Source organism: Rubritalea marina DSM 17716 (genome assembly GCF_000378105.1).
GTDB classification, from domain to species: Bacteria; Verrucomicrobiota; Verrucomicrobiia; order Verrucomicrobiales; family Akkermansiaceae; genus Rubritalea; species Rubritalea marina.
Window position 1 is genome coordinate 29,004 of sequence record NZ_KB899250.1, and the last position, 13,564, is coordinate 42,567.

Sequence of the window (13,564 nt, forward strand, 5' to 3'; positions counted from 1 at the left end):
TCAAACTCTCAAACTAATTACTTGAATCCTCTTCTATTACAGACACATTGGTGCCGTGAACAACACACAGACAGACGACATCCGTATTCAGGCCATTTCCCCACTCATCTCGCCAGCGGTACTTTCCTACTATCTTCCCATCACCGATGAGGCTGTGGAAACTGTGACCAAAGCTCGCCGTGAAGCGGAAGACATTCTTCTTGGCAAAGACGACCGAATTCTCGTGGTCGTTGGCCCATGCTCGATCCACGACCCTAGCGCCGCCATCGAATATGCAGAGCGCCTCAAGTCGCTTGCTGAGCAACACAAAGAAGACCTCTGTATCATCATGCGTGTGTACTTTGAAAAGCCTCGCACCACCGTCGGCTGGAAAGGCTTGATCAATGACCCTCACCTCGATGGTTCTTTCGATATCAACCGCGGCCTCCGCATCGCTCGTGAGCTACTCCTAGAACTCAACACCATGGGCATGCCTGCTGCCACTGAATTCCTCGATGCGATCTCACCTCAGTACGTCGCCGACCTCATTTCCTGGGGCGCTATCGGAGCTCGCACCACCGAGTCTCAAGTGCATCGCGAGCTAGCCTCTGGCCTTTCCATGCCGATCGGGTTCAAAAATGGCACGCGCGGCACAATCCAGATCGCCCTCGACGCGATCCAAGCAGCCCAAGGCTCCCACCACTTCCTTTCTGTCACCAAACAAGGTGTCTCAGCGATTGTCACCACCGCCGGGAACCATGCAGGCCACATCATCCTGCGAGGCTCCTCAGACGGACCAAACTTCAGCAAAGAACATGTGGACGCCTGTGCAGAACGCCTCACGGCAAAAGGACTGCCAGAACAGCTCATGGTCGATGCCTCACACGGCAATTCCTGCAAAGACTACCGCAACCAACCGGCTGTCGTCGCCGACCTCTGCGAACAAATCAGCGCAGGCTCCAAAGCAGTCGCCTCAATCATGATTGAGTCCAACCTCATCGAAGGCGCACAAAAACTTGGCGACGATCCATCACAGCTCGTCTATGGACAGTCGATCACCGACCAGTGCATCAGTTGGCAGAGCACAGAAGATGTGATCTCTCAGCTCTCTGAAGCGGTGCAGAAGCGTCGTGCCCAAAATAGTTAAACCATACCCTCTCGCTTTTCTAGCCAGCTACCCAGCTCACCGGGTAGCTGGCTTTTTTTGTACCGCATCAAGCAAAAGCACAGTCACTATGAAATCTGCTCATCATCACCAACAATGATATCGACGATTTATAGCACGATTCCTCATTCAATAGACACAATTCCCACTTGCCCAACAGTCTCTGATGCTCTAAACACGCGCGCATCGAATCTAATTAGAACATGGCAACTATTATCTACACCAAGACAGACGAGGCACCAGCACTCGCGACCTACTCGCTCCTTCCTGTGATCGAGGCGTTCTCCAAGACTGCTGGCGTGGCAGTGGAGACTCGCGACATCTCACTCGCTGGCCGCATCATCGCTAGCTTCCCAGAGAACCTCACCGCAGATCAGAAGATCGGTGACGCACTCGCAGAACTTGGTGAACTTGCCAAGACACCTGAAGCCAACATCATCAAGCTTCCAAACATCTCCGCCTCCGTGCCACAGATGAAGGCAGCCATCGCTGAGCTTCAAGCCGCTGGATACGACATCCCGAACTACGAAGACGCAGAAGAGCGCTACTCCAAAATCAAAGGTTCCGCAGTGAACCCAGTGCTCCGCGAAGGCAACTCCGACCGCCGCGCACCTGGCGCCGTGAAAAACTACGCCAAGGTCAACCCACACCGTATGGGTGCTTGGTCCAAGGACTCCAAGTCACACGTCTCCACCATGGGCGCCAACGACTTCGCTTCTAACGAGCAATCCGTAACCCTCGAAAAGGCCACTGAAGCCAAGATCGTCTTCACCGCTGCAGACGGCACAGAAACCATTCTCAAGCCATCCATCCCACTTCTTGAAGGTGAAGTATTCGACTCCACATTCATGAGTAAGAAGGCACTCGTTTCCTTCCTCGAACAAGAAGTCGCCGATGCGAAAGCCAAGGATGTCCTGTTCTCACTCCACATGAAGGCCACCATGATGAAGGTCTCCGACCCAATCATCTTCGGACACGGCGTAGAAGCATTCTACAAGCCAGTCTTCACCAAGCACGCAGCCACTATCGCTGAGCTCGGTGTCAACACCAAGAACGGCTTCGGCGACCTCGTAGCCAAGCTCGACTCACTTCCATCCGACAAGAAAGCTGAAATCCTAGCCGACATCGATGCCTGCTACGCAGACGCACCTGCAGTCGCAATGGTAGATTCCGACAAAGGCATCACCAACCTCCACGTACCATCCGACGTCATCATCGATGCTTCCATGCCTGCGATGATCCGTACATCTGGCCAAATGTGGAATGCCGCTGGCGCACAACAAGACACCAAGGCAGTCATCCCTGACAGCTCTTACGCTGGCGTCTACGCAGCCACCATCGACTTCTGCCGCGAAAATGGCGCCTTCGACCCAAGCACCATGGGCACCGTGCCAAACGTTGGCCTCATGGCGCAGAAAGCTGAAGAGTACGGCTCACACGACAAGACATTTGAAATCCCAGCCAACGGCGTGGTGAAGGTTCTCGACTCAGAGGGCAACACACTCACCGAGCACACAGTGGAAGAAGGCGACATCTGGCGCGCATGCCAGGCCAAAGACGCTCCAATCAAAGACTGGGTGAAGCTCGCCGTCACACGCGCTCGCGCCACTGGCACACCTGCTGTGTTCTGGCTCGACGAGAACCGCGCACACGATGCTCAGATCATCCAGAAGGTAGGCACCTACCTCCTCGACCACGACACAGAAGGTCTCGAGCTCCACATCATGGCTCCTACAGAAGCCACTGAGTTCACCCTCGCACGCACCAAGGCTGGCGAAGACACCATCTCTGTGACTGGCAACGTACTCCGTGACTACCTCACCGACCTCTTCCCAATCCTCGAGCTCGGCACTTCAGCCAAGATGCTCTCCATCGTTCCTCTCATGAACGGCGGCGGACTCTTCGAGACCGGTGCTGGCGGATCCGCTCCTAAGCACGTGCAGCAGGTGGAAAAAGAAAACCACCTCCGTTGGGACTCCCTCGGCGAATTCCTCGCCACAGCAGTTTCCTACGAGCACCTCGCCACAGCGAACAACAACCCGAAGGCCGCCGTACTCGGCAAGACCCTCGACCTCGCCACTGAAAAGTTCCTCTCAAACGATAAGTCACCATCACGCAAGGTAGGTGAACTCGACAACCGTGGATCACACTTCTACCTCGCATCCTACTGGGCTGAAGCACTCGCTGCTCAGACAGAAGACGCAGAGCTCCAAGCCGCCTTCGCGCCAATCGCCAAGGAACTTGCAGACAACGAAGACACCATCGTAGCAGAACTCAACTCAGCCCAAGGCCCAGCAGCTGACCTCGGCGGCTACTACCTCTTCGACGACGAAAAGGCATCCGCCATCATGCGCCCATCCGCCACCTACAACGCGATCCTCGCGAAGCTCGGCTAACGGCTTAAGAGGCTTCCAGCCTCTTAAGAGTAGCCAGTAGTGAGTAGCAAGTAGCTAGCATTACTTTCAAAGCGTTTCCGATCAGTCGGAAGCGCTTTTTTGTGGCCTCAAACAAGCAGGCACTACCCTGCCTCAGAACTGAGTCACAGCAGCTAAATATTCCAGCCCCATTGCTCCCCTCTAACACGTCATTTAGCCGCTTTTTTCGCAGCCTTCTTCTTTGCTTGAATGATCTTCACCATCACTCCGCCGTCCGCACGCTTCACTTCGACCTTGGGTATCAGCTCTGCTAGGTCGGACAATTTAGTAGCGCCCCACATGCGGGGGTCAAAATCCGGAGATTTATTATTGATGTGGCTTCCTACACCACCGAGCTGAGCCCAGCCATTGTCCTCCCCTATTGCATCAATGGCATTTTTAATAAATTAAACAACTTGGGATCCGTAGGAGCTTTCGTATCAACCTCAGTTTTCTGTTCAGAATCACCAAGCAGTTCAATGTAGGTGAATTTGTCGCAAGATTCAACAAATGGCTTCGGTGTCTTTTTCTCACCAAACCCATAAACTCTCAATGCTTGTTCTCGCAAGCGCATTGCCAATGGAGTGAAATCGGAATCACTAGACACCAAGCAAAAGCCATAAAAGCGACCAGAGTGCATCAAATCCATAGCTTGGATGATCATCGCTATATCGCTGGCATTCTTACCTGTTGTGTATGCAAATTGTTGGATGGGTTGAATCGAATGATCCAACATCACCCTCCTCCAACCACTAAGATGCTTACTACTCCAGTCACCATAGGCTCGCCTAACACTAGTAGATCCAAACTTTGCTATTTCTTCGAGAATACCAGGAATAGCAGTCAGTGAGGTATTATCAGCATCGATCAAAACCACAACACTCGAACTATGAGAACTATTAGATATTGATATCACCTAACAAAAAACTACATCATGTCGAGACTTCAACAGACTCCCTATACATCGATTATGATTCCCTTGAAATTATAGTAAGCAGCCGCACACTTCCTCAAAACTTACGATAGGCAAATTCAATTCAAACCTGTTTTATATTGTTAGATCGAACATTATGCACCTTAAGTACGCCATAGCCTGGATCTTTAGCTTCCTATTCCTAACAGCAACGCTACTCGCTGAAAAGATGGAGCTCGAATTCAAATCGGGTGAAACAAAAGAAGTGCAAGTGATCGTCTTTCAGAAGGGCTGGCTCATGTATGCCGATACCGAAGGTGCACTACACACGATTCAAGAGCATAAGCTAAGTGAGGAGTCACAAAACAAAGTAAGGCTCTACCGACCTCAGCCAAATCTCGTCAAAGAATGGATGGGTAATCTCTTGGAAGAACCCGCTGAGTTTCCTCCCACTCCTCCGAGAGGTTGGCAGCTAGTTGGCTGGGATGATGCAGACCGTAGCTTCATTCAGAACCTGAATCAGCAGGATTATGGAAACTCCTGGACGGACTGTGTTCCCAACAGCTTGATCAATTCACTCAAATGGTGGGACAACCGCAAGCTTCTCCCTTTTAAAAAAAAGCGCGATTATGAGGATCAAGTCGATTGGATGCATTCAGAATTGGCAATGCTCAGCTCTACGGGAATGAATTCGGGAACCCGTCTGAGCAAGTTAGCCCATGGGACTGCTAGATTTTTTCAGAAAAACCTCACCCGTCCCTTCTTATTCCCCTTTTTCGAAATCAAAGATATTACACCTGGGAAACTATGCTTCTACACACAAAACAACACGGCTGCCTGTTTGACTCTCTCGGTTTATTATGCAGGTAATTACAAAGCGGAGCATTGCGTCACCCTCGTGAGTGCCGATCTGGACGGGCGCATCAAATTCAACACTTGGGGTCATAAGTTTAGCGGCAAACTTATCCCAATTCCAGGTAAGCCACACTCCTACACGATTGAGCTATTCAATCAAAATGAACTACCAAATCATTTCCTTTCCTACGATATGAGCTTCGCTATTCAGCATTCTAGAAGAGGCTCACTCAACATCTGTCTTCCCTACAAACGCCTCCAAGTGGGAGACACCTGGACACCGCCCCCAACATCCCTCGTCTACTCTGCTGATCAATACAAAGCCACGCCGAAGAAGCACCACCACGTCATTGTCGAATGGGACACCTGCACTAAAGATGGCTTTAAAAAGAAGCGCCCCTTTACTTCGACTTGGACCTCTTCATCAGGCAAGACAATGGATGCTAGCCTGGTCGGCTCTACCGATCATGCCTACATTTTCCGCAAGGGCAAAAAGCAGTTTAAACTATCCCGCCATGAGCTCAATTTCGAGAGCTATATCCGAGCTGAGCTCTGGAAAAGCAACATCGGAGAAAGCTTTCAGCTTCCTGCTTGTGTCCTCCATTATCGCCTAAAGCACCCAGGAAGAGCCAATACTGAGACCCTTGTAAAAGTGTATTATGATGGTGATGGCATTGCTGAAGCCAAGCTACCACACATTCAAAAAGCCTTCAGTTACAACCATCAGACGAAAACACTCTCCACACGTTCTCTAATCAATGAAGGGTATCATTTCTCAACAGTTCTAGAAGACACCCCTTCACCCTTTGTAATGCCACCCGATCAATGCCTAGAGCTTTGCAATTGCGACCAAGCCAACCGCAATGAATTCCCAAGTCGTTCCACAAGAATTAAACCATTCAGAAGAAACCAGTACCACCACGCGAATACCTCAGCTCCAGCCGTTACACGCTTGCTCTACCTCATCAATGGTTCACCTGTTCACACGGATCAAGGTACAACCAAGTACATTTACACTTTTAATCAAGGGGTTCCTTCTCAGAGCGGAAGCCTCAACATTCCGCTCGATGTAGCCCACCATTGGGGAGTTCTCCCAACAAAGTACGCTTGGAGTACCGAAGACAAAAAACACAGTTCATTCGAACTTATCAAAATCACCGAACCAAGTATCGAGTTTTGATCTCACACGCTTAGGTCACATGATCATGGTACCTAGCACAAAGAAAACCTAGTCCCTATCAGCGACTCTAATACTTTCTAACTTTACATCATGGAGGGAATCGCAGATCGTTGTGTGCAATGAAATCCTTGGTTTGTACTGCGGCCCTAGCAAGCGCGACACTCGTTTCCACTGCCCTCGCTGATTCTGAGCTTGAGATCCTGCGCGAGCGGATCAAGCAACAGGAAGAAACGATCAACGACCTCAAGGAAAAGCTTTCCAAATACGAGGCCACACCGGCGACGACGGAAGCAGCTGCGAGTAAGCCAGCAGCGCCGATCGACATCCCGCCGCCAAGTATCGACATCCCAGCGCCCTCTCTCGCTGACAGCGTGGAGCTCCCGCCAGCAGAGGTCGCACAAACAGCTGAGGCTGTGGCAGAGGGTAAGGCTCCAGAGGAGGAGGCTAAGCCAGTCACACCAGCCAAGGCACTCATTGTCGAAGCAGCTCCAGCTTACTACACTGTCGAGTCCGGCGACCACCTGACCAAGATTGCGCGCAAGCACGACACCAGCGTGGCCGAGCTTCTGGCAATCAACCCTGGAATCAACCCGAATGCTCTACGTATTGGCCAGCGCGTCAATATACCAGCCAGTGCAGAATCTAAAGAAACCGTAGAACAAATTGCAGCAGCAGCGGGCACCAAGCCGGCTCCAGTGGTCGAGGAAACGCCAGCAGCTCCGGCCGACAAACCAGCAGCGCCAAAAGCAGCCATTGTCGTAGAAGAAGCACCAAGCGGCCCGATTCCCTACATCGTCCAGCAGGGCGACACCATGTTCAACCTTTCACGCAAGCACAACACCACCGTAGCGGCGATCAAGGCGGTGAACCCAGGACTGGACCCTCGCAAGATGTGGGCAGGCCGCAAGATGTACCTTCCTGCTCCTAAACAAGCAGCGCCCCAAGCAAAGCCTGCCGCTACTCCGGCTGCAGCTCCAGCCCCTGAGGCACCAGCCGCTCCCGCTCCGGCACCAGAGCCGCCTAAAGTCGAAATTCCAGAACCAGCACCTGAACCGGTGCAGGAAATTCCTGAGCCCTCAGCCGCTACGACTGGTGCCAGCAACGAGGACGTGAAAGAGCCACTCACCGAGACTGCATCCAACAATGCCGGCATCGACGGCAAGATCACCACCGTGAAAGTCGAAAAACAGATGACCTTTGGCGAATTTGCGGCACAACACCAATCCACTGTCGATAAAATCAACATCCTCAATGGTCTGAGACTCAACTCAGACACCGTTCTAGCCGAGGGCTCGGAGCTCTATGTGCCTCAAAAATAGTGGCTCATTGCCGCCTCTGATCAGAATCTGAAGCATCTCCAGACTCCAAGCTTGTACTTCCGCCAAGGTCTCGGCACAGTGCTCAACATGAGCATGAACGACACACTGACAGCCGATATGAAGACCGCGATGAAGGCCAAGGACAAAGTAGCCCTGGGCACCATCCGCGCGTTGAAGACGGCAATCAAAAATGCAGCGATTCAGGACGGCAATGCCGATACCGTGCTCGACGATGCGGCCATCATGAGCATCACTCGAAAGCAAATCAAACAGCGCGTCGATTCCGTAGAACAATACTTGAGTGCTGGACGTGAAGAGCTCGCTGAAGTCGAGCGCCTTGAAATTGCAGTCCTTGAAAAATACCTTCCCACAGCACTCAGCGCTGATGAAATCGCGGCAATCGTGTCCGCTGTCGTAGCTGAAACTGGTGCCAGTTCACGTGCTGACATGGGCAAAGTCATGCCACTGGTACAGCAGCGCACAGAAGGTCGTGCCGATGGCAAGACACTCTCACAAGCCGTGATGCAGGCACTTTCTTAAGCTAGCATGGAGACACTTTCGGTCATCATCGTAGCCGCTGGTTCAAGCAGGCGAATGGGCTTTGACAAGCTTATGGCACCGCTCAATGGCAAGCCAGTACTCCAGCACAGCATGGAGACCTTCCTGGCGATGGACTGCGTCGAGCGCCTGGTGCTCGTGAGCCCAGCCTCTCGACTCGAACAACTTCAGCTCGCGCCTGAGCTGCTCAAAAAAGTCTTACGTGTCGATGGCGGCAGTGAACGCCACTTTTCGGTACTCAACGGCCTGCATGCCCTCGACGCACAAGCGCGTTGGGTGGCCGTCCACGATGGCGCACGCCCGCTCATCAGCGCACAGCAGACACTGGCCACCTTCAAGGCAGCTCAAGCACATCAAGCCGCCACATCGGGCAAGCGCATCACCGACACTGTGAAACGCACCGATGCCCAGCAAAAAATCAGCGAGAGCGTCTCTAGAGAGAACCTCTGGAGCATGGAAACCCCTCAAATTTTTAGCCGTTCGCTCCTCGATCAAGCGTACGCCAAGGTAGTCAAAGAACAATTGCTCGTCACTGATGAAGTCTCGGCAGTCGAACACATGGGCGTCGCCACCTTCATCCAAGCGAATACCACGCCCAACCTCAAAATCACTTTCCCCGAGGACATCCCACTCGCGGAGATCCTACAGCAACACAGCCACTGATGCTCACCAACGCCAGTTACCACCATGACCAGATTGAGGGATTTCACGTGGCAACATGTGAAATGCCATTCAGCGAGAGCGTCTCAGTAGGGTTCTACATCCCTGTAGGAAGCCGCCATGAGGACTCACGCCTCAATGGCATTGCCCACTTCGCGGAACACATGATTTTTAAGGGCACGCAGCAGCGCAGCGCGCGCGATATCGCCATTGCCATCGAGGGCGCTGGAGGCACCGTCAACGCCTACACCACCGAGGACCAAACCTGCCTCGAAGCCCGAGGCCCGGCCGAGCTCATGGAGCATATGCTACAAATCATGGGCGATATGCTGTGGCACTCAACCTATGCCGAAGCCGAACTCGAGAAAGAACGTGATGTGATTTCTGAAGAGATCGCAATGTACTACGAGAACCCTAGCGAGCACCTACACGACCTCCTCTCCGAAGTCCTCTGGGGCCAGCATGCATTGGGCCTCCCTATCACAGGGTCGGAACAAAGTATCCTTCAAATCGATAGCAAGGAGCTGAAGTCGTTCACCTCCAAGCAATACACCTGTGAAGGACTCAGCATCGTCGTCGCTGGTAAAGCGAAGCACATTGAGGTGCTCAACACAGTCCGTGCAATCATGCCAAGCGGGCACCACTTGAGACCTTCCTGCCAGCACTTCCAGCGCCCGATTGAGACTCAAGGAGCGTCCCTCCTACACCAACAACGAGACATCGAGCAAATCCACTTTGCTGCTGGATTTCATACCGAAGGGCGCCATTCGGAAAACCGTCATGTCTTGCGCATGCTCAGCCTACTGCTCGGCGAGACGATGAGCTCGCGCATGTTCCAAGAGCTTCGCGAATCACTCGGCCTTTGCTACCATATCTCTACCGACTTCTCGCTCTTCGAAGACACAGGCACCTTCGAAATAGACGCAGCCTTCGATCATAGCAAACTTGATGAATCCTTGGAGGCCATCAGCCGCACCCTCAGCCAAATCAAATCTACTGGCTTCAGCCAGGAAGAGCTCGACCAAGCAAAGCGCTTCGCTCTGGGCCAAGCTAAGATCAGCCTAGAGAGCCCACATTCCCAGATGGGCTGGATGGGAGATTCCCTCACCTCCTTCGGTAAAATCATCGACCCAGTAGAGACACGCAACCTGCTCGACTCAGTCACCTTGACAGAAGTCCAGGACCTCTCTCAGTTGCTGTTCACGAACAACAACCTACACATCGCCTCCATCGGCCCAGTAGAGCACTCAAGCTTCGAATCAAAAGTAGCAAGCCTCGCATTCTAAACAAGCCAAGTAGCCACTAGCCACTTGAGCCAAACACGTGGCTTGCACAAGGATTTGCCCTAGCGTTCAAAGCCTGGCAAGACAAAATCGATCAATGAGTTGAACGACTCCTCTCGGTCCAGAGCGGGCTCTTCCCCTTTGATTTTCTGCGCGATTTCCGCAAAAGATTGGTAATGCAAGGCGGCCCCAACGGTGAACATGAGAGCACGTAAAATCGCGTCCTTCTCCATGTGCGGCACCTTAGTAGCAATCACAATCACAAAGTTCTGGAACACATCAGCGAAGTGCTGATTGACGCTCAAGGGAATATCGTAGTTGCGCTTGATTAAGTACCGTGCTGCCAACATCGCCAAAATATCATGGTTGCCACCATGCTCTTCTGGAAATGCCATCGGTCGAACGTAGCACTCCACAACCTGCCTCAAGGACACGTTGTCAATGCTGCCAGTCTGCTCTATCAAGGTTTTGAGGCTTTCCATACGAGCAGCATTCATCGGATTCAACACCTGCTTCACCACCTCCTGAATTAAGCCATCCTTGCTCCCAAAATGGTAGTTTACTGATGCTAAATTCACGCCTGCATCGCTGGTCACATCTCGAACGGAAACGTCTTCGAATCCCCTCTCAGTGAACAAGTTCCATGCTGATGCCAGTATTTGATCTCTTGTATTCATTACAATTTACGTAATTGATTCTGTGCCCAACTCTCCTCTAAACGATTACATCCACAAAAGTTTTGTACACATGGCTTTATGACCTAGGGGCAAATAAAGACTACTTGAGGATCGCTAATTCGCAAACTCAATTAATCTAATTTTTTTACCGCTCACATGACACAAAACAAACGTTAGAGCAAAAGCCCGCAACACCATGCGGACAAACGATTTAATTCTTGATGAATGAACGCCATCCAGACACCTTTCCCGCATGCCATCACGTTCAGGAATTCTCTACCTAATCTCCGGCCCATCAGGCTCAGGGAAGACCACACTATGCCGAAGACTCGCCTCTGAGCAGCAAGCTGAATATGCAATTTCATGCACCACCCGTGCACCCAGAGAGGGAGAATCCCACGGTGTCGATTACTATTTCCTTAGCATTCATGAATTTAAATCGAAGATTGAGAAGGGAGAATTTTTAGAATTTGCAGAGGTTCATGGGAACTACTATGGCACACTTCTCAGCGAAGTTGTCACAAAGCTAGAAAGTGGAAAAGACGTGGTCATGGACATCGACGTTCAAGGAGCTGCTCTCGTGCGCAACTCCAAAAACCCAAGCATCAAATTGGCATTAGTCGACTTATTCATCATGCCACCCACTGTCGCAGAACTCCGTAAACGCCTAACAGGTAGAGGGACTGACAGCGACGAAGTCATCGAACTACGTATGAATAATTCGTTAGAAGAGATGGCTTACAAGGATCAATATTCTTACCTCTTGTGCTCCGGCACGCATGAAGAAGACTACCTTCAATTTTTGGCACTGCTCCAAAGTCAACGGCTCATGACCTCGCGGCTGGATGTGAAGACGCTTGATGTAGGTTGAGCGGAACGATTCAAGAATGCTTGATGCATTCATTTGAGTCACTTACAATGGTAGACCCACCTAACCCTGGTGCACCCCCATGCCATTCTCGATTCACCTCATTGTTGCTGCATTGCTCGCCATTTGTTTTGCGAGCTGCACGAACACGGTCTCAACACCCAACTCACGGCAAAAAGACAAGCTCAATGCGGTCTTTGTCAATCCGTATAGTGAAGGCACCTATGATCATTTTGTGTCCTCAAAAAACTACCCGGACACCTATTCTATCTTCATCGACCCACATCTACTGGAGCAGCTCGACAAGTCCAATACTTCGATCGAAATCGACCTGCAGCGTCAGCGAGGCTACCTCTTGTACAACAACGAATACGTGGCCATGGATTATCCAGTCTCTACCGGTCAATCGGCCTTTCCTACACCACGAGGCGAATACCGCATCCTGAAGAAGATCCGTACCAATAAGCGTTCAAACCTCTATGGTAAAATCTATGACGCGGATGGCAACGTCACCAATAGCGACGCCAACATCAACCAAGACCCCATACCTGCTGGGGGTAAATTTGTGGGTGCCTCGATGAAATATTGGATGCGTATTTCCTGGGAAGGACTCGGAATGCACCAGGGTAAGGTGCCGCGCTACCCAGTCTCGCATGGGTGTATCCGCACCTACTACAAAGCAGTCCCACTTGTCTACGACAAGGTCAGTGTCGGAACCCCCGTAGTCATCCGTTAAAGGCCACGGCTACTCGATCCCGAGCCCCATTTTCACATCCGCCACATCGGCTTCAATTTGTGCCTTGAGTAGTTCTACAGAATCAAACTTCCGCTCTGCGCGGATGTAGCGCATGAACGTGGCCTCGACAACAGCATCATAGAGGTCTCCCTCGAAGCCGAAAACATGCACCTCCAGCAGACGACGCGCGTCCTCAGTTTCCACCGTAGGGCGGCGTCCCAAGTTGCCAATCGCGTGGTACTGTGTATCCCCAATCTTCACCTCGAGCTGCCAGACTCCATCGGGCGGCAATTGCTCGTTGTGTGCCACCACATTGGCGGTAGGGTACCCGAGCTGACGCGCAAGTTGACGCCCGCGCTCAACCGTGCCACGGACTGCAAATTGACGACCGAGCATTTGCTCGACTGCTTCTAGACTACCATCTCGAATGGCTTGGCGGATACGCGTGCTACTGACGCGCTCACCATCGACTCTTACCGGAGCTGCAGCGTGAACATCAAATTGGTACATCTCGCCCCATTCGAGTAATTTACCGACATTACCTCCACGCCCTTTGCCAAAGACCCAGTCCTCGCCAACAGATATACTGGCCAGCCTCCCCTGGCAGGCGTCGACGATTGAACGGATAAAGACCTCGGCTTCCTGCTGCGCAAAGTTCACAGTAAATTCCTGAACACAGAGGAAATCAACACCCAGTTGATTGACGAGCTCAGCCTTGTGTCCAATTGAAGCGAGGATGCGGCGCGGTGCGCGAGCTGGCGCGAGGACTCGTATCGGGTGAGGATCAAACGTCAGAACACCCACCGAGGCCTGACGCGACAATTTTGCAGCTTTGGTAGCCTGTGCAATGACAGCTTGATGGCCAACGTGCACACCATCAAATACCCCGAGCGCAAGGTGCACATCCCCCTGGGCATCTCGCAGTTCATCAATGGTTGGATAGACACGCATGATCAA

The 13,564-nt window shown here is 51.9% G+C and carries 12 protein-coding genes and 1 pseudogene; 9 read left to right on the forward strand and 4 right to left on the reverse strand.

The genetic code is table 11. From position 1 onward, the window contains the following. The first annotated feature begins 55 nt into the window (after nt 1–55). Complete coding sequence (locus F454_RS0103820; RefSeq protein WP_018969300.1) at nt 56–1,126, forward strand: 3-deoxy-7-phosphoheptulonate synthase; 1,071 nt, start codon at nt 56–58, stop codon at nt 1,124–1,126. A gap of 221 nt (nt 1,127–1,347) precedes the next feature. Beyond that, nucleotides 1,348–3,540, forward strand: a complete 2,193-nt coding sequence (locus F454_RS0103825; RefSeq protein ID WP_018969301.1) for an NADP-dependent isocitrate dehydrogenase — start codon at nt 1,348–1,350, stop codon at nt 3,538–3,540. Nucleotides 3,541–3,842: 302 nt separating this feature from the next. Here F454_RS0103825 and F454_RS16790 read toward each other — a convergent pair. Continuing rightward, nucleotides 3,843–3,962: pseudogene (locus F454_RS16790) on the reverse strand (OST-HTH/LOTUS domain-containing protein); the annotation flags it as partial. After that, the gene (locus F454_RS15350; protein WP_205618986.1) at nt 3,938–4,435 is read right to left on the reverse strand and encodes an NYN domain-containing protein; all 498 of its coding nucleotides are present in this window, start codon (nt 4,433–4,435) and stop codon (nt 3,938–3,940) included. The gene F454_RS15350 and the pseudogene F454_RS16790, both read right to left, overlap by 25 nt. A gap of 193 nt (nt 4,436–4,628) precedes the next feature. On the opposite strand from F454_RS15350, the gene F454_RS0103835 reads away from it, so the two are divergent. The 5 genes from F454_RS0103835 (at nt 4,629) to F454_RS0103855 (ending at nt 10,329) form a co-directional block, all read left to right on the forward strand. Further along, a complete protein-coding gene (locus F454_RS0103835) occupies nt 4,629–6,506 on the forward strand; it encodes a hypothetical protein (RefSeq protein ID WP_018969304.1) in 1,878 nt (625 codons plus the stop codon). A gap of 119 nt (nt 6,507–6,625) precedes the next feature. Continuing rightward, nucleotides 6,626–7,825: a LysM peptidoglycan-binding domain-containing protein gene (locus tag F454_RS0103840; RefSeq protein ID WP_018969305.1), complete on the forward strand. Its 1,200-nt coding sequence runs from the start codon at nt 6,626–6,628 to the stop codon at nt 7,823–7,825. A gap of 93 nt (nt 7,826–7,918) precedes the next feature. After that, nucleotides 7,919–8,365 (forward strand): GatB/YqeY domain-containing protein, encoded by a 447-nt coding sequence (locus F454_RS0103845; RefSeq protein ID WP_240471537.1) that lies wholly within the window; start codon nt 7,919–7,921, stop codon nt 8,363–8,365. A gap of 6 nt (nt 8,366–8,371) precedes the next feature. Continuing rightward, nucleotides 8,372–9,046: a 2-C-methyl-D-erythritol 4-phosphate cytidylyltransferase gene (ispD, locus tag F454_RS0103850; protein WP_018969307.1), complete on the forward strand. Its 675-nt coding sequence runs from the start codon at nt 8,372–8,374 to the stop codon at nt 9,044–9,046. Then, nucleotides 9,046–10,329 carry a M16 family metallopeptidase gene (locus F454_RS0103855; RefSeq protein ID WP_018969308.1) on the forward strand — a complete coding sequence of 428 codons (1,284 nt, stop codon included), beginning with the start codon at nt 9,046–9,048 and terminating at the stop codon, nt 10,327–10,329. The genes ispD and F454_RS0103855 overlap by 1 nt, the downstream gene beginning before the upstream one ends. 59 nt (nt 10,330–10,388) lie before the next feature. Here the strand turns inward: F454_RS0103855 and F454_RS15525 are convergent, their stop codons facing one another. Beyond that, nucleotides 10,389–11,003, reverse strand: coding sequence for a TetR/AcrR family transcriptional regulator (locus tag F454_RS15525; protein ID WP_018969309.1), 615 nt, complete (start codon nt 11,001–11,003; stop codon nt 10,389–10,391). A 253-nt stretch (nt 11,004–11,256) separates the two neighbouring features. Here F454_RS15525 and gmk point away from each other — a divergent pair, with 253 nt between their 5' ends. Together gmk and F454_RS15530 are read left to right on the forward strand one after the other, a co-directional pair. Next, nucleotides 11,257–11,874, forward strand: coding sequence for a guanylate kinase (gene gmk / locus F454_RS0103865; protein ID WP_018969310.1), 618 nt, complete (start codon nt 11,257–11,259; stop codon nt 11,872–11,874). Nucleotides 11,875–11,953: 79 nt separating this feature from the next. Continuing rightward, on the forward strand, nt 11,954–12,607 hold the full coding sequence (locus tag F454_RS15530; RefSeq protein ID WP_018969311.1) for a L,D-transpeptidase: 654 nt from the start codon (nt 11,954–11,956) through the stop codon (nt 12,605–12,607). A 9-nt stretch (nt 12,608–12,616) separates the two neighbouring features. Here F454_RS15530 and ribF read toward each other — a convergent pair whose 3' ends face one another. After that, nucleotides 12,617–13,558: a riboflavin biosynthesis protein RibF gene (gene ribF / locus F454_RS0103875; protein ID WP_018969312.1), complete on the reverse strand. Its 942-nt coding sequence runs from the start codon at nt 13,556–13,558 to the stop codon at nt 12,617–12,619. Nucleotides 13,559–13,564: the final 6 nt, after the last annotated feature.